Source organism: Pantoea agglomerans, from assembly GCF_021397715.1.
In the GTDB taxonomy this organism is placed as follows: domain Bacteria; phylum Pseudomonadota; class Gammaproteobacteria; order Enterobacterales; family Enterobacteriaceae; genus Pantoea; species Pantoea astica.
This window is the reverse complement of record NZ_CP090208.1, coordinates 161,483-183,358: the sequence shown is the minus strand read 5'-3', so window position 1 is coordinate 183,358 and position 21,876 is coordinate 161,483. Positions and strand designations below refer to the sequence as shown.

Genomic DNA, 21,876 nt, shown 5'->3' with positions numbered 1-21,876 from the left:
TTTCCTTGCGCTCGCGCAGCTGCTGGGTCTGGAAAAAAGAAAGGATGATAAAAAAGGAAGAGGGAGCCAGAGGTGAAAGCAGGTTCCGATAGGTTAACTATAGTCTTGTTTCGGTCGTTAACACCGATGTTAATAAAACAGAGGGGCTGTTGACGATAATCACCAAATATAAATAAAAAAATAAAAGAGAGGTTTCTTCGGGTTCTATCTTTATTTAACCAGCGATGGCTTATAGGAAAAGCTAATTATTTCGCCTTGTGCTACGCTGATCGCCCCACTTCAGAGGATACGGACATGACCTGGTTAAGCTTTCTTTTCGATGTGTTGCACCACAACGAAACGAATACCCAGTGCCCGGAGTGTAAGAAATTCTCCAGGCAGTTAATCGCGAAAAAGAACAAAGGCCAGGCTGTGCTGTGTCCGCACTGTAAGTCGCTTTTCATTATTTAAAACGCAGAGAAAAAAGTGACGGTTCCCTTAATCGGACGGCAACCCACTCTTGCCGTTCAGGTGGCTGAGGTGTTTCATTGCTTACCTGATGTTTTATAATTTATATCAATCAGCTACGAATGGAAGGCTTCGGCCTGACTGACGCGACGGGTAAAATCTGAATCATAAAAATCGCGCATTAACGCTCATATTCAATGAAATAGCGGTCGGATTCACGCTTTTCCACGAACTCGAACGGAGAGGGCGTAATCACATGCTGGCCCGCACGCCAGACATCATTGATTCTGGCAATCGTGTCGCCTTCCCGTAGCGGAAAAGTTGTGCTGACGCGTAACACCGCAGTAGTGCCATTTTCAAAATCGACCTCGTACAGTGCAATATTACTGGCGGGTAGAATCGTTCTTGCATGAATTATTCTGCCGTGCAGTTCACTACATACTGATTTTTTCATGATAAACCTCTTATCTATTCATGTGCTTAATCCTCAGCAGGAAAATTTATTTCCTCTCTCCGTTGTTGTGACATCAATTAAGCGGGCTGATAGATAGTGATGCGTAACGATCAATATAGCTGTTCTGGCAAAAATAAATGAGAGCTTCAGCGTATGCGTAATGATTAAAAGAGGTGAATAAAAAAGCGGGCAGTTAAAATTAATGTGACCTATGCCCCAGACTGATGCAATAAACCGCTGGCGACGAATAAAATATGTCACGCATCAGGTTCAGCCTCTTCTGGCGCTGCAAATCAATCATCCATTCGCGGCAGCCGATCGGGCGTGGCAGGGCGTATCCGGTCAGGCGATTCATTCCGCAGAGGCGAGAATCAGCAGGCCGTGGCAGCGCTCCCGGTTCAGTAATGAGCCGGAGTGAACAGACAACCCGTCTGTTCACTCCGTGGTTTTATCCAGCGGGGAATGACTCAGCGATCGGCGTTTGCTCTTTGCTTTAGCGCATAAACCAGTACCACCGCGAAACAGATCATCGGCAGCGAGTAGGAGACGGCCGTGGTGTAACGATCGGCGATGGCACCCATCATATAGGGCATCACCGCGCCCCCGACAATCGCCATGATCATCACTGAACTGGCCCGTTTAGTTTGCTTGCCCATGTTCTTCACGCCCATGGCAAAAAGGGTCGGGAACATGATCGACATAAAGAAGAATATCGCTACCAGGGCAATCACCGAGACATTGTCGATACCGGCAACCACCACGCCGCATAACACAATATTGATGATGGCATAGGCCACCAGCAGCGTAGCCGGGCGGATAAAACCCATCAGCCAGGTACTGAAGAAGCGGCCGACCATAAAGCTGATCATGCCCACCGACAGCAGATAGGAGGCGTTCTGGTTCGACAGCGTATGCCAGTGTTCGGTGGTGTAATTGATAAAGAAAGCGCCAACGCCAACCTGGGCGGCGACATAAAAGAACTGGGCAATCACGCCGCCGGTAAAATGGCCATGCTGCCACAATCCTTTGGCGATGCCCTGGTCTGCATCGCTGCTCTGCTCGCGAATATCCGGCAGCTTCGTCCGTCCGAACAGGAAGGCTATCAGCAGCACTAAAAAGGCGATCGCGACGTAGGTGGTTTTCACCGAAGAGAGCCCGTCAGCGGTGGTGCTTTGCGTGGCGGAAAAGAACAGCGAGCCGCCAATCACCGGACCAATAAACTGCCCTAAGCCGTTAAACGATTGCGAGAGATTCAGGCGGCGTTCTGCGCCAGCCGGATCGCCCAGTACCGTGGCAAAGGGGTTAGCGGCGGTTTCGAGACACCCCAGCCCAAGGGCAATCACAAACAGCGCGAACAAAAACAGGCTAAAACTGCCTGCCGAGGCGGCCGGGACAAACAGCAGTGCGCCCACCGCATACAAACATAAACCGACCAGGATGCCCGCCTTATAGCCAAAGCGATCCATAAAAAAACCGGCCGGCAGGGCAATGATGAAATAGGCACCAAAATAGGCGGCCTGTAATAGCCCGGACTGCGCCTTATTAACGTGTAATACCTCCTGGAAATGCTTATTCAGCACATCCAGCAGCCCGTAGGATAATCCCCACAGGAAAAACAGCGTGGTGACCAGAATAAACGCCAGACGGAACCCGGATGTGGTTTTGCGCTCCGCATAGGCGGGAGCCGCAGTTTTATTGGCGAACATGGTGTATTCCTCAGTATCTGGTGGTGCCTGCAGGAGTAGGGTCAGCTCGGATGGCTGGGTTTTTTTTATGTCAGATAACGTGAAAAACGGCTGCTCTCTGGAACAACGAGAGGCACTACGGCTGTTCTGTCAGTGAAAAAATGCGTGTCATTTCTACCCACTTTTGACCCGCGGGTGTCCAGGGTGTGGGGCGCTGATATTTCCACATCAGGGTTTCCCACTCGCAGATTTTCGGGTCCTCAAGGCTGCGGCGTTCGAATTGCGCGCGGTCAAAGTCGTCCGTGGTTTCTATCACCATCATCAGCCGGTTACCCAGCCGGTAAATCTCCATCTCTGCAATGCCGTAGCGACGCAGGTGCGCGGTAATTTCCGGCCAGATTTGCTGGTGATAGCGTTGATACTCTTCGATAAGACGCGGATCGTCGCTGAGATCCAGCGCCTGGCAATAGCGCCGCGTCATGTCAGCGCCCGATCAAGATGGGTGTAACCGCCATCGACGGTCAGCCACTGACCTGTGGTGTGCGACGCCCGCGAAGAGAGCAGAAAGACCACCGTATTGGCAATCTCCTGCGGCGTGGTCATGCGCTGCCCCAGCGGAATATGCGAGGTGATTTGTTGCAGTTTCTCTTCGTGGTGATCGAAACTCTGAATCCAGCGCGCGTAGAGCGGCGTCATCACTTCAGCCGGGATAACCGCATTCACCCGGATACCCTCGTTCAGCAGGGCCGCCGCCCATTCACGGGTCAGCGCCAGAATGCCGCCCTTGGCCGAGGCATAGCCGCTGGTATTGCCCTGACCGGTTAACGCGGTTTTCGAACTGATATTGACGATTGCGCCCCGGCTGGCACGCAGCGCATTCAGGCACAGGTGCGCCATCAGATAGTAGTGAATCAGATTCTGTTCGAGTGACTGCACAAAGGCGGCGCGTCCGGCATCCAGACCGACGTTGTCATTGGCACCGGCGTTGTTCACCAGGCCGTCAATGGCGGAATAACGGGTCAGGATCGTATCCAGCGCGGCCTTGCAGCTCGCTTCGTCACGCAGCTCGGCGAGCACGAAGCTGGCCTGCGGCGAGCATTGTTGCAGCTTATGCATCAGCTCATTCGCCGGTTCGGTATTGCTGACGATCACCGGGATGGCGCCTTCTTCGGCCAGCGTCAGCGAGATCGCCTCGCCGATGCCGGAACCGCCGCCGGTGACGATTACCACTTTATTTTGCAGATAGAGATTCATCGTGTGTTTCCTGTAATCGGTAAAGAGAGCAGGCATTGCCGCCATAAATGGCTGCCTGTTCGGCACCACTGAGTTTTGCTATGGCTGTTTGCCAGAGCTGCCAGGGATCGTCATCGGCACCGGCCAGCAGCGAAACCGGCCAGTCGGAACCGAACATCAGCCGTTCGCTGCCGAAAATCTCCAGTGCCACATCGAAATAAGGCAGCAGGTCGTCGGCGGAGAGGCCCGCCGGGCGTGGCTCAGTCAGCAGACCGGAGAGCTTGCAACTGACGTGTTTCAGCGCCTTCAGCGGCGCAACCTGCTGCTTCCAGTGGCGGGCTCCCCGTGTCAGATCGGGCTTGCCGAAGTGATCGAGCACCAGAAAATGCTGGTCATGGCGCTGCGCAAACTCAACGGCTTCGGCCAGATGGTGATGCGTCACCAGCAGTTCGTAGAGAAATTCCCGCTGCTGAAGCTGGCGAATCCCGGCATTGACGGCCGGATCGGCCAGCCACTGCGCCGGATAAGGCTCGTCCTGAACCGGGTGGCGAAAACCGCGCAGCAGCGGATGGGCTAATGCGTCCAGCTGGCGCGGCAGATCGGCGTCACGCAGATCGATCCAGCCAGTCACCGCCGCGACAAAATCGGTCTGATCGGCCAAATCCAGCAGCCAGCGGGTCTCCTCCAGGCTGCATCGCGCCTGGACCAGGATGGTTTTCTGCACATCGTGGCGGCGCAGGATCGGCCGCAACCTCTCCGGCAGGAAATCCTGTTTCAGCACACCCATCTCATCGTTGATCCAGCGGTAATCCTGCGGCGTGTAGCGCCAGAAATGCTGGTGGCTGTCGACTCGCATCATCGGCATTCTCCTTTGCGGCTCAGGCGTGGTAGCGATATTTTTCGATGGACGCCTGATGCATTTCGATAGAGAAGCCGGGCGATTTGGGCGGCATGTAGGCTGCGCCGCGGATCTCACAGGGGTCGACAAAATGCTCGTGAAGGTGGTCAACGTATTCGATAACCCGGCCTTCATGCGTCCCGGCGATACAGAGATAATCGATCATCGAAAGATGCTGCACGTACTCGCACAACCCGACGCCGCCCGCGTGCGGGCAGACCGGCAGGTTGTATTTGGCCGCCATCAGCATCACCGCCAGCACTTCGTTAATGCCGCCCATGCGGCAGGCATCTATCTGCACCACATCAATCGCTTCACGAATGATGAACTGCTTAAACATGATGCGGTTCTGGCACATCTCGCCGGTGGCGACTTTGACCGGCGCAACACCCTGACGAATGGTGCGATGGCCTTCGATATCATCCGGGCTGGTCGGCTCTTCGATAAACCAGGGGTTGGCAAACGCCAGGGCGTTCACCCACGGAATGGCGTCGCGGGTTTCCCATACCTGGTTAGCGTCGATCATCAGCTTGCGGTCCGGACCGATCACTTCACGGGCAATACGCACCCGGCGAATGTCATCTTCCAGGTCACGTCCGACTTTCAGCTTGAGATAATCGAAGCCGGCATCGACCGCCTGCTGACACAAACGGCGCAGCTTGTCGTCGGGATAGCCCAGCCAGCCGGCCGAGGTGGTGTAGCACGGGTAACCTTCCACCAGCAGTTTTTCAAGACGCTGTGCTTTGTTGTCACCACGCTGTTGCAGCAGCGTCAGCGCCTCATGCGGGGTAATGCAGTCGGTGATGTAGCGAAAATCGATGCAGCGCACCAGCTCTTCCGGCGTCATATCCGCCACCAGCTGCCACACTGGTTTGCCGACCGCCTTACTCCATAAATCCCATACCGCATTGACCACGGCACCGGTCGCCAGATGGATAGCGCCTTTATCCGGCCCAATCCAGCGCAGCTGGCTGTCGCTGGTGAAATCCCGCCAGAATTTCCCCATATCGGCCGTCATATCCGCCAGTTGGCGACCGACGATCAGATGCTGCAGTGCGCCGATCGCGGCACAACAGATCTCATTACCGCGCCCGATGGTGAAGGTCAGGCCATGCCCTTGCAGGGCCGGATTGTCGGTGTCCAGAATCACATATGCCGCGGAGTAGTCGGGATCGGGATTCATCGCATCCGAGCCATCCATCGTCAGCGACGTCGGGAAGCGCACATCCTCTACACGTAAAGCCGTAATCGTCGTCATCAAAAATTCCTTCCGCTGTAATGGAGCTATGCCTGTACCGTCTTCTGACGCTGCTCACCCAGACCTTCAATCCCGAGGTGCATAACCTGACCGGCTTTCAGATAGAGCGGCGGTTTTTGTCCCAGACCGACGCCCGGCGGTGTGCCGGTCGAGATGATGTCGCCGGGTTGCAGGCTCATAAAGCGGCTGAGATAACTGATAATTTCAGGAATGCGGAAAATCATGGTGCGGGTATTGCCGTTCTGATAGCGCGTGCCATCCACTTCCAGCCACAGGTTCAGCTGATGCGGATCGGGGATTTCATCGGCGGTCACCAGCCACGGGCCAATCGGACCAAAGGTGTCGCAGCCTTTGCCTTTGTCCCAGGTACCGCCGCGTTCAATCTGGAACTCCCGTTCAGAGACGTCGTTGATCACGCAGTAACCGGCGACGTGTGCCATGGCGTCGGCTTCGCTGATATAGCGGCCGCCGGTGCCAATCACCACGCCCAGCTCAACTTCCCAGTCGGTTTTCACTGAATCACGCGGGATTTCGACATCATCGTTCGGGCCGACAATGGCGCTGGTCCACTTGCTGAAGACCACCGGTTCTTTTGGGATTTCAGCCCCGGTTTCCGCCGCGTGATCGGCGTAGTTCAGGCCGATACAGATAAATTTCCCGCTTCTGGCCACGCACGCGCCCAGACGGGGTTCACCGCTCACCAGCGGCAGGCTGTGCGGATCGAGCTGGCGCAGTGCGTTGAGCGTGGCCGGTTGCAGGGCATCGCCGTCGATGTCGGTGACGTGAGCGCTGAGATCGCGCAGTTTTCCGTTGCTGTCCAGCAGGCCGGGGCGTTCAGAACCTGCATTGCCGTATCGTAGTAGTTTCATCGATCACTATCCTTCTGTGAAAAAGTCAGGGAAGCAGAGTGGCTGCGGGATCAGTTACTCCAGCCGCCGTCAATAATCTGCACCGTACCGGTGGTGTAGGAACTGGCATCAGAGGCGAGATAGAGCGCCAGCTGGGCGATCTCCTCGGTTTTACCAATACGGCCAATCGGCTGGCGGGAAACAAACGCCGCATAAACTTCCGCTTCGCTGCGTCCTTCAGCCAGGGCCTGAGCGGCAATGCGCTGGCGCAGGGAAGGTGACTCCACCGTGCCGGGGCAGATCGCATTACAGCGAATGCCGCGGGTGACGTAATCTGCCGCCACCGAACGGGTCAGGCCAATCACTGCCGCTTTGGACGCGCTGTAGGCAAAGCGGTTTGGCACCCCTTTGATGCTTGAGGCGACTGACGACATGTTGATCACCGAGCCGTGGTTGCGCTCCAGCATCGCTGGCAGGAAAGCGCGGATCATGCGGAACATCGCGGTGACATTGAGATCCAGCGCGAACTGCCATTCGCTTTCGCGGCAGCTGAGTATGTCGCCGCTGTGAACCACACCGGCGCAGTTAAACAGCACATCGAGCGGACCGGTGGTTTCTGCCAGCGCAGCGATCGCCTGGGGATCGGTGAAGTCGAGGTGTTGCGCTGTGATACCCGGTATCTGCTGTAACGCGCTGATATTGATATCTGTGGCAATCACCTCTGCACCTTCGCGGGCAAACAGGGCGGCGGTGGTAAAACCGATGCCCTGTCCTGCGGCGGTAATCAGTACTTTTTTCCCTGCCAGGTTCATGGCAACTCCCACTAAAAGGATTTTATAGGTCTAATGGTCAGGCCATTAGAGGCGAAAAAAATGCGTTAAAACCAGTGCTTTTTGCTAAGATGTCGCGCAAGCTTCTGCTTAAAACGCCATTTTGGTTAACCAATTTTTTACATGCATAAAACAAAGCAGCAAGATTTTTGTCTGGAAAATGCTAGCTGAATCACTTAATGAGAATTGACCTCAGGTGTCCGATGCCGATAAAAAGATTAGAAAACCCAAGAATTTACAGGCAGATAGCTGACCAGCTAAAAACATTAATTGATAATAACGAGTTTCCACCCGGCAGCCGGCTGCCAGCCGAACGTGAATTAGCCAGTCTGTTGCAGGTCAGCCGCGCGTCGGTGCGGGAAGCGCTGATTGCGCTTGAAGTGATTGGGCTGGTGGATGTGCGGGTCGGTAACGGCGTGATTGTGCGTCAGCCGCCAGCCTTACCGGCTTCGCCTTCGCAGGAACCGGTGATGTCGCAGGCGGGGCGCAATCAGTGGGCCGACGTTGATGATGAGCTGAACATCGAACTGGATTTTACCGCTGAGCTGCCTCCCTTTTCGCTGTTACAGACCCGCCGGTTGATCGAACCTGAAACCGCAGCCCTGGCGGCAAGAAACGCCACTGATGAAGAACTTGCTGCGATCAGGCAGGCATATGAGCAAAACTGCTACGATAATCGCAATGGCTCGGCGACCCATCCAGGCGATCGTCTGTTCCATATCCGCATTGCCCAGGCCAGCGGCAATCCAGCCTATGCGTTTATCATTGGGCACCTGCTGGGACACCGTTACGGCACCATGTTCCGCAGCCTGCAACTCCACTACACTCCCCAGGACATGCCGCACCGTTCTGAGATCGAACATCTCAGGATTCTGAATGCGCTGGAAGCGCGCGACAGCCGTGCCGCGAAGAAGGCGATGAAAGAGCATCTGGATGCGGTGATTAAGATTTTCGGCCAGGGGTAAAACAGCGGTCTCGCAGGTGTGACAGTGCGTGAGTGTTATCCGCGGTCTGCGGCATAGCCGTGTCAATGCGGGATGATTATACCCGCCATCCCGCTTTATCGCCGCTTGCATCCCTGGTGACAGTTTGGTCAGCGGCGACTACGGGAAATAGCGCAACGCAACGTTGTCAGCTTTTGCCTTATTGCCGATCCACCATTTCATCCGTGGATTTTCCCTTACTGAAGAAATTTCAGCAGGTGTTTCACTGGCAGAGCGTCGCTGTCCGGAGTTCCGCTATTTACAGCGACAATCCGCGTCGCATCAGGCGCGGCTTAGACGCTGGCGGACCGCAACCTTAATCTGAGTTCAGTCACCGCTGTAACACCTCATCTTCATTATTTTAACTGATCATGAACATCCTTCATGTTCGGTGAAATTAAATCACTTTTCCTCAATCATCGTCTGAGGCATAAAGGATGCATTGCTAATATCAATTGATAATATGAAGATTCGCCAGCGCTGCTGAGTTTCTGTTCGCTCGCAACCGCGAATCTCATATTTTGAATCAGACGATCAGGGTGCCAGATTGCGATGAATAATGCCTTTACCTTTACTCTTAAAAGTCTGCGTTTCGACGAGAATTATAATCCGTCTGAAAATACGCGCATCACCACTAACTTTGCCAATTTAGCGCGGGGTGAAAAGCGTCAGGATAATTTACGCAATGCCCTGGTCATGATCAATAATCGTTTCAATTCGCTGGCGAACTGGGATAACCCTAAAGGCGACCGTTATTCTGTTGAACTGGAAATTATATCGGCAGAGTTATCGATCACTGCACAAGGCCGCAATGATGCCTTTCCGGTGATTGAAGTTTTAAAAACGCATATCATTGATCATCAGACCCAGCAGCGCATTGAAGGTATTGTCGGCAATAACTTCTCTTCGTATGTGCGCGATTATGATTTCAGCGTGGTGTTGCCGGCACACAATAAAAACAGAAGCGAATTTAGTACGCCGGAAAATTATGGTGTTCTGCATGGCAACATCTTCAAAAGTTTTGTTAACTCTGCGGCGTATAAAGAGAAATTCAGTAAGTCGCCGGTGATATGCCTGAGCGTCTCCAGTAAAAATACCTATCACCGGACCGGTAACCATCATCCGGTGCTGGGCGATGAATATGCCCAGAATGAAACCTCGCTGACCGATGATTATTTCGCGAAGATGGGGCTAAGGGCGCGTTATTTCATGCCGCGTAACAGCGTTGCGCCGCTGGCTTTTTATTTCCAGGGTGACCTGCTGCACGATTACAGCAACCTCGAACTGATTAGCACCATCAGCACCATGGAAACGTTTCAGAAAATATACCGGCCTGAAATCTACAATGCCAATTCGGCGGCGGGAAATGTCTATCAACCCAGCCTGACGCATCAGGATTATTCATTAACACGAATTGTCTACGATCGAGAAGAGCGCAGTCAGCTGGCCGTTGAGCAGGGTAAGTTTACTGAAGAACTTTTCATTAAGCCCTGGCAGACGCTTCTTGAGCAATGGTTTGCCCAGCCCGTTGTTTGAACCAACCAAATATAAGGTTATTTATTATGAACACATTATTACCGACATCGACTGCTGGCAGTTTACCTAAACCTTCATGGCTGGCCCAACCCGAGACGCTGTGGTCGCCGTGGAAATTGCAGGGTGACGAATTAGCTGAGGGCAAACTTGATGCGCTGCGTATCAGCCTGGCCGATCAGCTGCACTCCGGTATCGATATTGTCAGTGATGGTGAGCAGACACGTCAGCATTTTGTCACCACTTTTATTGAACATCTCAGCGGTGTCGACTTTGAAAAACGTCAGATCGTAAAAATCCGCGATCGTTATGATGCGAGCGTGCCTTCCGTAGTCGGTGAGGTTGCCCGCCTGAAACCGGTATTTGTTGATGACGCCCGGTTTTTACGCCAGCTGACCAGCCAGCCGATCAAATGGGCGCTGCCCGGTCCGATGACAATGATTGATACGCTTTATGATGGTCACTACAAAAGTCGCGAAAAACTCGCCTGGGAATTTGCCAAAATTCTCAACCAGGAAGCCAGAGAGTTAGAGGCGGCCGGCGTCGATATCATCCAGTTTGATGAGCCCGCTTTTAACGTCTTCTTCGATGAAGTCAACGACTGGGGCATTGCCGCGTTAGAAAGAGCCGTAGAAGGGCTTAAATGTGAAACGGCTGTCCACATTTGTTATGGCTACGGGATTAAAGCCAACACCGACTGGAAGAAGACGCTCGGCACCGAGTGGCGGCAGTATGAAGAGGTGTTCCCTAAGCTGCAGAAATCGGCCATCGACATTATCTCGCTGGAGTGTCAGAACTCACGCGTGCCGATGGATCTGATTGAGCTGATCCGCGGCAAAAAGGTGATGGTGGGGGCGATTGACGTGGCAACCCACGCCGTTGAAACCGCCGAACAGGTCGCCGACACCCTGCGTAAGGCGCTGCAATTCGTTGATGCCGATAAACTTTATCCGTCGACCAACTGCGGCATGGTGCCGTTATCCCGTCAGGTTGCCAGCGGCAAACTGGCCGCGTTAAGCGCGGGAGCGGATATCGTGCGTCGGGAAATCCTCGGCAAGTAATTCCCCTAAGCCAAAGCAGGCTCATGCGCCAATCCGCGTGAGCCTTTTTGTTTCTGTATTATTTTTATAATCAGAATGGCTACCACTCTTTCCATCCTGAATGACATTGTCGCCAGTTTAATGACAGGACTATAAGCGCTCTACCGGCCAAACCTGCGTTGTCCTTTTTCGGGATTAAAGTAAAGGCCCGCTTTAGCCCTGCAGCTCAGGATCACACCTTGTTTATTCTTTCTCTTGAGCAGGGGGAGTAAACCAATTTGGTTTTGTCACGATAATCGGCTGTTCGGGCTGGCTGATAAAATTCGGTGACATAATCTGAACACCAAATTCGTTAAACACATCCTGTATATGCCCATGGAGAAGACTTCTTACCCCAGCGAGTGACTCTCCCGGCCGGAGCCGGACCTGTAGCTCATACATCACATACCAGTCCTGAAGTGCCAGTTGCCGCACCAGCGGCGTGATATCGTGATTAATACCGGTGGTGCGGCTGGCAGCAAGCTCCAGCATCGCCTCAACCTGCCGCCACGGCGTGTCATAACCAATGGTGACGCTGGTCGTCATGTTGACGCCTTCACCTTTTAGCGTCGCGCTGAGATTGACTATCCTGCCGCTAACCACCACGGCATTGGGAACCGTCACTTCATAATTCTCACGGGTGAGAATTTTGGTGGCCAGCATGCCCACTTCACTGACCACGCCCTCATGATCGGCAATCCTGATCACTTCCCCTTTGCGCAGTGCCCGCGAGTAGGTGAGCACCAGCCCGCTCATGGCATGGTTCATCACCCCAGCCGAGCCCAATGTCAGCATCAGGCCGAAGAATACGCTGATCCCTTTGAAGGCGAGCGAATTGGCACCCGGCAGGAAGGGATACGCCGCTGATAGCGCGAATAACCAGATGACGACGCTGATCAATTTACGCGTCACACCCACCGTATCCGGATGCAGGCCCGGCAGGTTTAAGTGTCCGGTCTCAACCCGCCTCAGCACCAGTCTGAGTAAGCGAGTCACCAGCGCCGTAATAAGGAAGATGACAACGACAATCAGTAAGCCTGGCAATGCGGAAAATATGGCCAGCCCCAGACGCTGTAGCAGACCTGCCGCATAACCTCCCAGCTCCATGCCCCAGATCCGCGTCCAGGGAAACAGCCGTAATACCCAGCTCACCCAGAGGTAAAATGCCATGAGGAAGGCCGCGGTAAGGACTATGGCATAGAGCCGTACCTCAATCGGACCAAGAAAGGCGCGCAGTGCGCCCGGGATGATGCTTTTCTGTTTTGTACGTCGGACAGCATAGCGCTGCTTCAGCCAGCTATGGGAGCGCAGGGCAAACAGGACGAATGCGCACATCATAAGCACGCCCAACAGACTTTTACCCGCTGAGATCAGCAAATAACGCGATGAATACTGCTCAGACAATGATTGCCGAAGTGTGTCGAGTCGCAATCTGACACGTTCCGCCGCCTGCGCAAGCGTCAGGTCATCCCCTTCATCCAGATCGCCCTGCGCCAGCAGCATAAAGGGTTTTCCATTGACAGAAAAAAGCACGGCAGGCTGACCGTATCGAGTTATATCGTGCGTTTCGACCGGTTGGGCCAGATCGTTATCATTCAGTTTGCGCAGGGCTGTCACGATACGCTTAACGCGCTCTTCGGGCGTGGTAAGCCCAAATTTTGCCTGTAACATGACAACCGGCTGGTTAAGCAGCGACAACGTACGCGCGTGTTCCTGTGGGGAGGGCGACTGGCGTGGTTCCGCACCGATCGCATTTTGTAGAGTAAAAAGCATCAGGCAACAGCACAGCCATTTTACCGCATTGATCATTTTGCCTCCGAAAACCCTTCTTTGCCTGGCGGTAAAACAGTCCGTAAGGCAGCCACCAATGGGGATTACTGAAATTGCCAGGTATAGGAAATCAGAAAGCGTGTGTCGGGATCGTCCAGATAGATATTGTTATCCATAATCAAGGTCAGAAGGTTCACTGAACTCTGTTGATCAAAATGGTAACCTGCGCCGAATCCGCCAAAATAGCCCTGGTAATGGGTACCTTCCTCATTTCTGGAGCCGTAAAAGCCGGCGGCAAATCCAATCCGGCTCACGCTTACTGGTTATCCCGGAAGCGTGACTGCCCCGGTCTGTTTCCGTCATTCTGGACACTAAAGCTGGTTCAGGAAAATCTGGTAATGCGGCTGATTATTTTCCCTGAGCGCTTTTACAGCTGACAGTACGGCGGAATGATCATGAGTGCTGTTCAGGAAGCGGGTCCTTAGCTGTTCATCAGATAGAGACACAGGTAGCTGACACTTTTGTCGCAGTTCATCGGTGATCTTCTGCTGCCTCAGCGCAAACGTCAGATTTTCATAAGCGGAGTTAGCCAGTGCTGCCGTTTGCGACAGCAGCACCACCAGAATCGGTATCAGGTCTTTCATTGTTACCTCCCGGCCCGTTTTGGCGTTTAAACCCGGCGAAACCCCTTACTTATGGTTTTGATCCGCAGCACATTGGGCCGGGTCAAACACCGTTTTCCACTCTTTTTTCATATCAACAATCACCCAACCCTTCTGGGGTGCCAGTCTGAGTCCGCTGATCAACTTTCCGCTGGCGGGCGGATGCGCATCATAGGCATATTCGCGCGCGGCATCGGTGTGATGAACCAGTAAACCAAAGGTTTTATAGGCCGGATTAGCTGAGGTGTACTGCAGCATCGGCACATCGCCGTCACTGTTACCAAACGCGCCAACCGGACGCCGCCCCATAAACAGATGAATGGCGACCGGCTTCATCGCTTCGTCATCGTAGAAAGCACCGTTCATGGTTTTCCGCAGTTGCGTGCCATTATCGGTCAGGGAAAACTCACTTAGTGAAAAGGAGCCGATAACCTGTTCGGGTGGAATGCCATACATTTTTTCTGCCAGCACGCGCATAAAATCGATGCCACCGCCTGACACAATCCAGGTTTTGAAGCCGTTACTGCGCAGATAATCCAGCAACTGGCGCATCGGCTGATAGCCAAGCTGGTCATATCGGCAACCGAAACGCACATGCTGATGACTCCCGACCCAGTTGCTGACCCGCTGACGGAATTCTTCGGTTGTCATACCGCTGTGCGTAAGGGTCATCAACTGTATCAGCCCCTTTTTGCCCGACTGCTTCACCGCGTTCAGGTCGTTGTTAATGACCGCCTGCACCAGGGCATCGTTATTCCATTCCGGGTGTTGCGGGGCGAGGCGTTTGATTTCATCCATCACAAACTGCAGCTGAAAGGTCAGCGGCGCTTCTGGCCACAATGTGCCGTCATTATCAAACACCACATAACGCTGACTGACTGGAATGAAATCTTTGCTATCCGACGAGGTGGTTTCCTTTACCCACGTTTCAATAGCCTGCTTTGAGTGACCCTCATTCCATGCGCTAAGCGGGTCCTCTGCCGCGAAAGCCGAACCGAGATGAGCCATCATCAGTAATGCCAGCAAGGGTTTCAATTTCATTATTTTTGCCTTTTGGTGGGAATGAGGTCGGGCAGCGGGACGATCCGCCAGTATTCTTGTGTACGCTGAACCAGCCTTTGCAGGCTCTGGATAATCCTGTGTCGGAAAAAGAAGCCTGCGAGCAGAAGCACCATTACCATCGCCGCGCCGGTCAGCCAGGGCATCCAGTTGATCGGGGCGCGGGCTTTCAACGCCTGTTCACTGCCCGCCGGACGCGCAGCGGCAAAGGTGTAATGGGCGCCAGGCAATTCAGCCAGCCGCCACTGGTGCTGGCGCGTATCCCACCAGCGCAAACGCAGCGGCGGGATCACCAGTTCACCGGCCTGAGATGGCAGATAACGCAAGCGTTCCTCACGCTGTGCGCCGACAATCTCATCCCGTCCCTGCGTCAGGTTGCTGTTTACCGGAGGCAGACGCTGCGCACCGGAGCCGGGAATGGCATACAGCAGTTGCGGAATTTGCACCGCAATCACATCGGTCGCGCGCAATGTCACGACCCGTTCTATCACGTCACCGACGTGTAACTGCTTATCCTCCTTTGCGCGGTAGATGTGCCACTGTTGCGAAAGTTCAAGCGTGCTGGCGGGTAAAAATCGGTCCGGCTGACGCACATCAGCGGGCCAGTTGACCGATTTCTCCAGCACCGGCAACGACACCGTTTTTGGTGGCTGATTCGCGGAGTTCATTACCACATCGGTGGCAGGAAAACGCAGTGTGCCCTGATCCCATGCCATTACCTGGCGTTCCATGCGGATGCCGCTCCAGCTGATACCTTCACTATTACGCGTCACCAGCTGGTTGGGAAGCGGCGTGTTAAGCAGATTGCCGTTTTCAATTACCATCTCCGGCCATTGCGGCGGCGGATTAAACCAGCTGTCGGTCCAGAAGGTCACGGCAAGGGTTACCGGCTGGCCCGGCACCAGTTGCCCGGGCGCCACCAGCTCACGCGTCATGGCCATTTCGGCCCGAACCGGCAGACTGAGCAGCAGTAACAGACAAACGACAAATCTCTTCATGGTGCCTCCGCCGGGGCTGAACGGTAGAGATTTTCCAGTAATCCGCCGGGTGACAGCGTGAGGTTGCTGTACCACTGTTCCGCCGAGGGTGCCGCCCCGGTGATGGGCTTCATATCCAGCTGGTTTACCCCCTGATCGGGTTTAAGATCGTGCTTAATAGCGTCAGGATCTTCATCCTTTTGCTCATGCTGATCGGCCTGACGATCGCGTTCTTTTTGCCGCAGTTGCATGAGGATACGCGCGATTTTTGCCCGGTTTTGCTGAGCCATCTCCCATTCAGGTCGTAAACTCAGCGCCTGATCATAACTGTTCAGTGCCTGCTGCCAGGATTTCTGTTGTGCATAACAGTTACCCATCCACAACAGGCTGTCCGCACTGGCTGGAACCTGTCGGAAAGCACCCAGAGCCTGGACATAATCTTCTGCATAATAAAAGGCGATACCTCGCCGTAACGGGTCCTGAAAGCGCTGGGCAGCGGCCTGATAATCCCCGCGGTCAAACGCGAACTGACCCTGCACATCGGGGCGTATCCAGGCATCCAGCAGTGCCGCTGAACTGCCAGGTGACCAGGCGAGCAGCGGCAGCACCATCACCGTCAGGCAGAATAGCTGCTGTCGCCAGAGCAGCAGAAGCAGCAGCATCGGGATGATCAACAGATAGCCGCTGTTTTTCCACTGCAAGTCCTGTCGGCTATTCTGCTGCGCCGTCACACTCTGCTGGATATGATCGCTGACCGCGCGAAGGTCACCGTCATCGGCAGAGACCAGCGTTACCGGAATACCGCCATCACGGATTTGTTCGAATCGCGCGACATCGAGACGCGTATCAATCCCTTGCGCCGCCTGCGCTTCCGGCAGCCGTCCACCGTTTGCCGTGCCCGCGACCCAGATCTGTAGCGGCAACTTTTGCTGCCGCAGCCAGTCAGCGTCCTGCGCTGTAATATTGTCAGCCACCAGTATCAGCGCGCGCGGGGCTTCGGGCGAAGCCGGCAGGTTTTTCAGCGCCAGCCCTACAGCCTGTCTCAGTCCCGATCCTTCACCTTGTGGCACCAGCGTCGGCTGCTGAGCCGTCAGGAACAGATTATAAAAATCGGCATCACTGGTCAGCGGCGTGGTCAGCCAGGCATTCGCGCTGTAAACCACTAAACCAAAGTGGCTGCCGGGCATGTGTGCCATCAATGCGGCGATCTTCTGCTGCATGCGCTGATGGCGGTCAGGCGGCACATCCTGCGCCAGCATGCTGAGATCCTGCTGCATGATCACCATCACATTATTTTCGGGCGTGAATGCGGCGGGCAGGTCGCGTTGCCAGCTCGGACCGGCTAACGCCAGGATTCCCAAACCAAAAAACCACGGCAACACCTGACGCGCACGCACGCGTTGACCTTTAATCAGCGCCGCGGCAAAAGGTTTTTCCATGACACGATGCCAGGCACTGGCTGAGCGTTGCGCTAAAAAATAGAGTAGCGGACAGAGCAACAAACCCAGTAATCGCCAGGGATAGAGGAAGTGAAGATCACTCATGCGCGTCGCCTCTTCATCATCGTGCTGCCGATGGCAAACAGCAGTAACAGCAGCAGCGCAGCGGTCAACGGCCAGACGAACAGCGGCCGATGCCAGGATAAGCCCAGCGTTTTGACCTGTTCCGGCGTCTGAGCATCAATTTGCTGCCAGACCTGCGCCAGCGCATCGCGGTTCGTCGCTGCACGCCAGGCGTTACCGCCGGTGATACTGGCGATGTTGTCCAGCAGCACCGTATCGACTTAATCTTCGCCGTGACTATTGACGTCACCAAAGGCGATGGTGTGCACCCTAACGTGATGCGTAGCGGCCAGCTGAGCCGCGAGCCTGGGCTCCAGTTGAGAAGCAGTGTCATTGCCATCGGTCAGCAGAATCGCCATTTTGGACGCGTCAGCGTCAAGGCTCTGATCCAGTAGTTTGACCGCCACGCCCAGCGCATCACCCACTGCAGTCTGCTGCCCAATCATGCCCGACGCGAGCTGGCTGATGCGTGCCTGCAGCGCCTGCTTGTCTTCGCTGATCGGCGCAAAAGGCCACGCCTGGCTGGCAAAAATCACCAGACCGATGCGATCGTTTTTGCGCTGGCTGATAAAGGTGCGCACCGTTTGCTGTACTGCCTGTAAACGCGTCTGTCCGTTCTGACCATCGTTCTTCTCCATCGATCCGGAGACATCCAGAATCAGTACGATATTGCGCATCGGTTTTATTATTGTTTTTGGTGGCAACAGATATTCGGGCCGGGCCAGTGCGACAATCATTAAGCACCAGACTGCCCAGAACAGCAGCCGGTGACGCCAGCTGGCCTGCGGTGCCGGGGCTGAAAGCTGCAGGGCTTCAGCCAGTTCGGGTAAAAAGGGCACCCGGACCTGTTCAGTCACCGGTTGCTTTGCTGGCAGCAGATAGTGGGTCAGCAGCGGTAAAAACAGCAGCACACCCGCCCACGGCCAGGCAAAATCGATCCGTGAGAAAAAGTCAGACATGAGGCAGCGTCTCCAGCCAGTGACGTAACTGCGTTGCGATACGCTGATTGATAGGGCTCTCCAGTTCATTGTCAGGCTGACAATAACGGCGACACAGCAGCGTGCGCAGCTCCTCGTCCAGCGGTGTCTGCGCCAGGATCTGTTCCGGCGACTGCCACTGGCTGACCCGGGCGCGCGGATGTTGCACCAGAAGCACCCGTTTAACCCATATTATCCAGCCATCCACCTGTTGCTGGGTCAGTTGCTTACGTGCTTCGCGCCGCCAGCGGTTGCGACGAAAACGCGCCAGCATGTTCAACAGGACAATGAAAATGATCAGCAACACTATTATGCCGAGCACCGTCCAGCCAGCGGGTAGCGGGAACCATGAGGCGGCGGCTGGCAGAGCAGGATGCGCCAGTTCCGGTGTGCTAAATCCTTTTGCCAGCATGCGCATCCTCCTGCTGTAGCTGTGGCAGCACGGCTTGACCCGTCACGATAGTTTTCACCGTGATCCCCACGCGCTGTAACCGGCGCTGCTGCTGCGACAGACGCCCGGTGACGCTTTGCTGAATGCGACGGCTAAGGTGGGGCGTCAGCGTCAGCGCGGTGCTTACGTCATGGTAATAAGCCGCCAGCTGACCGCGCGGCGGCAGACGGCGATGAAGATCGTCCAGGGTGACAAAGGCGGTAATGTCACAGCGGCGGCGCAGGTGAGCCAGCACCGCATCGCAGCGCGCATCCAGATCGTGAAAGTCACTGATGATCCCGAGCCAGCTTCCCGACGGCAGCAGGCGGACAATACGTTGCAGCGCCTCCGACAGCGAAACGGTTTGTTGAGGGTGTTGCGCATAATGGGCAGGAAGCTGCGCATTCAGCCGCTGGATGTCGGTAAGAATCGGCATCAGGCTGCGTTTTGGCGAGCGACAGGGATGCAGGACCAGCTCATCATCACCCAGTATCGCGCAGCCCAGCCGGTCACCATCATGCCAGCTTCGCCATGCCAGTAACCCGGCAATGTTTCCCGCAGCCACCGATTTCATCTGAAAGCGGGTACCGAAGTACATCTCCAGACGCTGATCCACCAGGATGAAGACCGGTCGTTCGCGCTCCTCATTGTAGAGGCGAATCCAGGGTGAGCGCAGGCGTGCGGTGGCTTTCCAGTCAATCAGCCTGACGTCATCACCGGGCTGGTAGCGGCGCAGACTGTCGAAGTTGAGGCCACGGCCTTGCTGGCGGGAGACGCGCTCCCCGGTTAACGCGCCAGGGGGAATTTGTCCCGGCGGATTATTCAGTCGCTGTGCGTCACCCGCCAGCGCCATCAGATCAGCCAGTTCAAGCGTCAGCGGCTGGGACATCACGCCACCACTGCGTCAAGGAGCATCGCGATCGCCTGATCGGCCGTGCAGTTATCAGCATTTGCCTGATAGCTCAGCAGCAGTCGATGGCGCAGCACGGCCGGTGCGATGCGTTGAATATCTTCGGGTAACACCGCATCACGTCCATCCAGCCATGCGCAGGCGCGGCCACAGCGATCCAGTGCCAGCGTACCGCGCGGGCTGATGCCGAGGCTGATATAACTGGCAAAAATGTCACTGACCTGGTCGGGATGACGGGTCATTTCCACCAGATTGACGATGTACTGTTCTACGGTTGGCGCTACGTAAACCGTGGCAATTTCACGCCAGCAGTCAGCGATATCCAGCTGGCTGATCAGTAACAGCTCGGTTTCGGGTGTGGGATTGTCAGGCTGACTTTGCTGGTATTTTGCCTGTTGCTCAGCGCGCACCAGCTGCATCACTAACTGCTCATTTTCTTTCGAGGGATAATCGACAATCACCTTCATCAGAAAGCGATCAAGCTGGGCTTCAGGTAAGGGCCAGGTGCCTTCCTGATCGACCGGGTTTTGTGTCGCCAGCACCATAAATACGCCGGGCAGCGGCCAGGTGTTGCCCGCGACGGTCACGTGACGCTCTTCCATCGCCTCCAGCAGCGCTGACTGCACGCGGGCTGAGGCGCGGTTGATCTCATCGGCGAGGATAATATTGCCGAACACCGGGCCAGGACGAAACCGAAATTGATCTTCTTCGCGCGTGGCATTTTGCTGATAGATTTCGCTGCCGGTAATGTCTGACGGCAGCAGATCAGGGGTGAACTGAATGCGGCGAAATTCGCCTTCGATATGGCGTGCCAGCTCACGCACCGCACGGGTTTTCGCCAGGCCTGGCAACCCTTCCAGCAGCACATGACCGTCACACAACAAGGCGACGATCAGCATTCGTACCAGCTCCTGCTGTCCGATGACCTGTTTATTCATACTGGCTTCCAGCGCCAGCAGCTTTTCACGATTTGTCATTATGCAGGTTCCATCGTCTGACGTTTCAGCAGCGTCGCGATGCCAACCAGCATCGGCTGCGCATAGCTAAAAAAGGCTTTGATGCCGGGACAGAGATAATTCATCCCCAGTTCACCTTCCTCGCTCCTGACGATGCGGTTTTTCGGGCATTCGCCGTAGCAGAGTTTCAGGTAGGGGCAGCGTTTGCAGGCAGCGGGCAGCGTATCGCGTTTACCCAGACCAAAAGCCTTTTGTCGCTCGGAAAAGGCCATGTGCGCCAGCTTCGTATTCTGTACATTGCCTAATTTATATTCGGGATAGACGTAGTGATCGCAGGAAAAGATGTCGCCGTTTTTTTCAATCGCCAGCCCTTTGCCGCAGAACTCTGACGTGATACAAATCTGCGCTGGCATGCCCATGGTCTGCGCCACTGCGGTTTCAAACAGGTTGACCTGAACGCGGCCTAAATCGTTGTTCACCCACTCCTCGAACACCGCAATCAGAAATCGGCCCCAGTCATCCGGATCAACTGACCAGTCGGTGACAATCGAGTCGAGATCGCCGGGTCTGGCGCGGCGGGTCCCGATAACCGGTATGGTGTCATCCCGCCAGAACTGCGGTGCCGTTTGTTTAAAATCGACCGGCTCAACGCAGGGATTGAACTGGATGTATGTCGCGCCCAGCTCACGGGTCAGAAAGCGATAAACCTCCAGCGGGAAGCGGGCATTGGTGCGGTTGACCGTCACCAGCGCATTAAATGGGACCTGATGCCGCTTCAGGGCAGCGACACCTTCCATCACCTTTTCAAACGTCGGTTTTCCGCTGCGGGTTACGCGGTAGCGGTCATGCAATTCAGCCGGGCCATCAATTGAAATGCCGACCAGGAAATTATGCTGACGCAGAAAGCGCGCCCAGTGGTCATTAATCAGAATACCGTTGGTCTGCAGATCGTTTTCAATGCGCTGACCTGGCTTCTGATATTTCTTTTGCAGGACGACAATCTTTTCAAAATATTCCAGTCCCATCAGGGTCGGTTCACCGCCCTGCCAGGAGAACACCACCTGTTCGCCATCCTGGCTGTCAATATACTGCCGGATGAAGGTTTCCAGCACCTCATCGCTCATCCCGCTCTGTCTGTCCTGCTCCAGAAGCTGCTCTTTGTGCAGGTAAAAACAGTAGTTACAGTCAATGTTGCAACGCGATCCGGTGGGTTTTGCCATCACGTGAAAACGGCGGGTGTAAGCCGGCCCTTTGCCACTGAACTTTTCCGCTGTCGGAAGCGGCTTAACCGGCAGAGTAGTGCTGTACTTCATGAACGCCTCCTG

Annotated in this window: 22 protein-coding genes and 1 pseudogene; 4 read left to right on the top strand and 19 right to left on the bottom strand. The window is 55.0% G+C overall.

Annotation, left to right across the window (positions count from 1 at the left end; all coding sequences use genetic code 11):
• Nucleotides 1-294 precede the first annotated feature (294 nt).
• Nucleotides 295-450 (top strand): YnfU family zinc-binding protein, encoded by a 156-nt coding sequence (locus LZU96_RS20580; RefSeq protein ID WP_233988419.1) that lies wholly within the window; start codon nt 295-297, stop codon nt 448-450.
• 178 nt (nt 451-628) lie between these two features.
• Here LZU96_RS20580 and LZU96_RS20575 read toward each other — a convergent pair whose 3' ends face one another.
• From LZU96_RS20575 to LZU96_RS20540, 8 genes are all read right to left on the bottom strand, one after another.
• Complete coding sequence (locus LZU96_RS20575; RefSeq protein ID WP_233988418.1) at nt 629-901, bottom strand: hypothetical protein; 273 nt, start codon at nt 899-901, stop codon at nt 629-631.
• 467 nt (nt 902-1,368) lie between these two features.
• The gene (gene fucP, locus LZU96_RS20570; RefSeq protein ID WP_233988417.1) at nt 1,369-2,607 is read right to left on the bottom strand and encodes an L-fucose:H+ symporter permease; all 1,239 of its coding nucleotides are present in this window, start codon (nt 2,605-2,607) and stop codon (nt 1,369-1,371) included.
• Nucleotides 2,608-2,722: 115 nt separating this feature from the next.
• Nucleotides 2,723-3,067: an L-rhamnose mutarotase gene (locus LZU96_RS20565; RefSeq protein ID WP_233988416.1), complete on the bottom strand. Its 345-nt coding sequence runs from the start codon at nt 3,065-3,067 to the stop codon at nt 2,723-2,725.
• Nucleotides 3,064-3,840, bottom strand: coding sequence for an SDR family oxidoreductase (locus tag LZU96_RS20560; RefSeq protein WP_233988415.1), 777 nt, complete (start codon nt 3,838-3,840; stop codon nt 3,064-3,066). Before LZU96_RS20560 ends, LZU96_RS20565 begins: the two co-directional genes overlap by 4 nt.
• Complete coding sequence (locus LZU96_RS20555) at nt 3,818-4,678, bottom strand: amidohydrolase family protein (RefSeq protein WP_233988414.1); 861 nt, start codon at nt 4,676-4,678, stop codon at nt 3,818-3,820. Before LZU96_RS20555 ends, LZU96_RS20560 begins: the two co-directional genes overlap by 23 nt.
• Before the next feature lie 19 nt (nt 4,679-4,697).
• The gene (locus tag LZU96_RS20550; RefSeq protein ID WP_233988413.1) at nt 4,698-5,975 is read right to left on the bottom strand and encodes an L-fuconate dehydratase; all 1,278 of its coding nucleotides are present in this window, start codon (nt 5,973-5,975) and stop codon (nt 4,698-4,700) included.
• Nucleotides 5,976-6,001: 26 nt separating this feature from the next.
• Nucleotides 6,002-6,844 (bottom strand): fumarylacetoacetate hydrolase family protein, encoded by an 843-nt coding sequence (locus tag LZU96_RS20545; RefSeq protein ID WP_233988412.1) that lies wholly within the window; start codon nt 6,842-6,844, stop codon nt 6,002-6,004.
• A gap of 50 nt (nt 6,845-6,894) precedes the next feature.
• Entirely contained in the window at nt 6,895-7,635 is a 741-nt protein-coding gene (locus LZU96_RS20540; protein WP_233988411.1) for an SDR family oxidoreductase, read from the bottom strand.
• Between the two features lie 221 nt (nt 7,636-7,856).
• On the opposite strand from LZU96_RS20540, the gene LZU96_RS20535 reads away from it, so the two are divergent.
• From LZU96_RS20535 to LZU96_RS20525, 3 genes are all read left to right on the top strand, one after another.
• Nucleotides 7,857-8,618, top strand: a complete 762-nt coding sequence (locus LZU96_RS20535; RefSeq protein ID WP_233988410.1) for a FadR/GntR family transcriptional regulator — start codon at nt 7,857-7,859, stop codon at nt 8,616-8,618.
• A gap of 570 nt (nt 8,619-9,188) precedes the next feature.
• Nucleotides 9,189-10,172 (top strand): DUF1852 domain-containing protein, encoded by a 984-nt coding sequence (locus LZU96_RS20530; RefSeq protein WP_233988409.1) that lies wholly within the window; start codon nt 9,189-9,191, stop codon nt 10,170-10,172.
• 26 nt (nt 10,173-10,198) lie between these two features.
• Nucleotides 10,199-11,230: a methionine synthase gene (locus LZU96_RS20525; RefSeq protein WP_233988408.1), complete on the top strand. Its 1,032-nt coding sequence runs from the start codon at nt 10,199-10,201 to the stop codon at nt 11,228-11,230.
• A 222-nt stretch (nt 11,231-11,452) separates the two neighbouring features.
• Here the strand turns inward: LZU96_RS20525 and LZU96_RS20520 are convergent, their stop codons facing one another.
• The 11 genes and pseudogenes from LZU96_RS20520 to LZU96_RS20470 form a co-directional block, all read right to left on the bottom strand.
• A complete protein-coding gene (locus LZU96_RS20520; RefSeq protein WP_409520451.1) occupies nt 11,453-13,057 on the bottom strand; it encodes a mechanosensitive ion channel family protein in 1,605 nt (534 codons plus the stop codon).
• Nucleotides 13,058-13,122: 65 nt separating this feature from the next.
• Nucleotides 13,123-13,332, bottom strand: coding sequence for a hypothetical protein (locus LZU96_RS20515; RefSeq protein WP_233988407.1), 210 nt, complete (start codon nt 13,330-13,332; stop codon nt 13,123-13,125).
• A gap of 57 nt (nt 13,333-13,389) precedes the next feature.
• Nucleotides 13,390-13,662 (bottom strand): YicS family protein, encoded by a 273-nt coding sequence (locus LZU96_RS20510; RefSeq protein ID WP_233988406.1) that lies wholly within the window; start codon nt 13,660-13,662, stop codon nt 13,390-13,392.
• 45 nt (nt 13,663-13,707) lie between these two features.
• The gene (locus LZU96_RS20505; protein ID WP_233988405.1) at nt 13,708-14,721 is read right to left on the bottom strand and encodes an HAD family hydrolase; all 1,014 of its coding nucleotides are present in this window, start codon (nt 14,719-14,721) and stop codon (nt 13,708-13,710) included.
• A complete protein-coding gene (locus LZU96_RS20500) occupies nt 14,721-15,737 on the bottom strand; it encodes an oxygen tolerance domain protein (protein ID WP_233988403.1) in 1,017 nt (338 codons plus the stop codon). Before LZU96_RS20500 ends, LZU96_RS20505 begins: the two co-directional genes overlap by 1 nt.
• Nucleotides 15,734-17,260 (bottom strand): vWA domain-containing protein, encoded by a 1,527-nt coding sequence (locus tag LZU96_RS20495; protein ID WP_233988402.1) that lies wholly within the window; start codon nt 17,258-17,260, stop codon nt 15,734-15,736. The genes LZU96_RS20500 and LZU96_RS20495 overlap by 4 nt, the downstream gene beginning before the upstream one ends.
• Nucleotides 17,257-18,237: pseudogene (locus tag LZU96_RS20490) on the bottom strand (VWA domain-containing protein). Before LZU96_RS20490 ends, LZU96_RS20495 begins: the two are co-directional and overlap by 4 nt.
• The gene (locus LZU96_RS20485) at nt 18,230-18,667 is read right to left on the bottom strand and encodes a DUF4381 family protein (RefSeq protein WP_233988401.1); all 438 of its coding nucleotides are present in this window, start codon (nt 18,665-18,667) and stop codon (nt 18,230-18,232) included. The pseudogene LZU96_RS20490 and the gene LZU96_RS20485 overlap by 8 nt, the downstream one beginning before the upstream one ends.
• Nucleotides 18,648-19,574: a DUF58 domain-containing protein gene (locus LZU96_RS20480; RefSeq protein WP_233988400.1), complete on the bottom strand. Its 927-nt coding sequence runs from the start codon at nt 19,572-19,574 to the stop codon at nt 18,648-18,650. The genes LZU96_RS20485 and LZU96_RS20480 overlap by 20 nt, the downstream gene beginning before the upstream one ends.
• On the bottom strand, nt 19,574-20,572 hold the full coding sequence (locus LZU96_RS20475) for an AAA family ATPase (RefSeq protein WP_233988399.1): 999 nt from the start codon (nt 20,570-20,572) through the stop codon (nt 19,574-19,576). Before LZU96_RS20475 ends, LZU96_RS20480 begins: the two co-directional genes overlap by 1 nt.
• A complete protein-coding gene (locus LZU96_RS20470) occupies nt 20,572-21,864 on the bottom strand; it encodes an anaerobic sulfatase maturase (protein ID WP_233988398.1) in 1,293 nt (430 codons plus the stop codon). Before LZU96_RS20470 ends, LZU96_RS20475 begins: the two co-directional genes overlap by 1 nt.
• Between the last annotated feature and the right edge of the window lie 12 nt (nt 21,865-21,876).